The sequence below is a fragment of the Acetobacter sp. AAB5 genome (assembly GCF_050106715.1).
GTDB classification, from domain to species: Bacteria; Pseudomonadota; Alphaproteobacteria; order Acetobacterales; family Acetobacteraceae; genus Acetobacter; species Acetobacter oryzifermentans.
This window is the reverse complement of record NZ_JBNIEW010000052.1, coordinates 1-836: the sequence shown is the minus strand read 5'-3', so window position 1 is coordinate 836 and position 836 is coordinate 1. Positions and strand designations below refer to the sequence as shown.

Annotated in this window: 2 protein-coding genes; both read right to left on the bottom strand. The window is 59.6% G+C overall.

The genetic code is table 11. The features are described 5' to 3' along the window. Positions 1 to 206: ExbD/TolR family protein (locus tag ACP7IZ_RS13750; protein ID WP_426849725.1), on the bottom strand; the 206-nt coding region annotated here is incomplete at its 3' end. A gap of 54 nt (positions 207 to 260) precedes the next feature. Next, positions 261 to 680 (bottom strand): ExbD/TolR family protein, encoded by a 420-nt coding sequence (locus tag ACP7IZ_RS13745; protein WP_019089631.1) that lies wholly within the window; start codon positions 678 to 680, stop codon positions 261 to 263. Positions 681 to 836 lie beyond the last annotated feature (156 nt).

The window sequence follows — 836 nt, the reverse complement described above, 5'->3', positions numbered from 1 at the left end:
ACAACCAGCGTCACCACAGGGGTTTCTTCCGTGCTGGGCGGCGGGTTGCCCTGCGGCAGATCAATCGAGACCGCCTGCGTCTGCAACGGGATGGTGATGATCAGCATGATCAGCAGCACCAGCATCACGTCAATCAGCGGCGTGGTGTTGATGTCAACAATGCCTTCATCTTCCGTTGTGCTCTCAGAGCCAACATTCATGCCCATGGCTGTGCTCTCCCCCACAAGGATGGGGTGGCGTGCTGCGCCACCCGCCCCTGCCTATTTCGGCTTTTCCGTAATGAAATCGATATGGCTGATGCCTGCTTCCTGACACGTCGCCACCAGACGGCCCACACTCTCATAGCGTGTGGTCACATCCCCGCGGATCTGGATCTGCGGCTGGGGCTTTTGCACCGCCGCCTTCTCCAGCCGGGCCAGAAGATCGGCCCGGTCCTTGATCGGCGTTTCATCCCAGAAGGTCTGCCCATCTGCCGTAACGGCCAACACCACATTGCTCAGCTTGGTCTGGGTGGGCTGGTTCATGTCCTTGGGCAGCTGCACCTTGACGGTATGTGTCGCCACCGGAATGGTGATCAGAAAGATGATCAGCAGCACCAGCATCACATCCACAAGCGGTGTGGTGTTGATGGCGGAGACGACGTCGTCTTCCCCGCCACTATCGCCAATCTGCATGCCCATAAGCGCTCTCCTTAGCCTTGACCTGACCGATTATCCGACGCGGTTGGATACCGTGGCTGTGGTGGGGGAGTTGTCCGGGCGCACCTCAATCTGGTCTACAGCCGCACCGTGGCGCACACCCCCGATCAGGATGGACTGCAGGTCAGACGCAAAGTC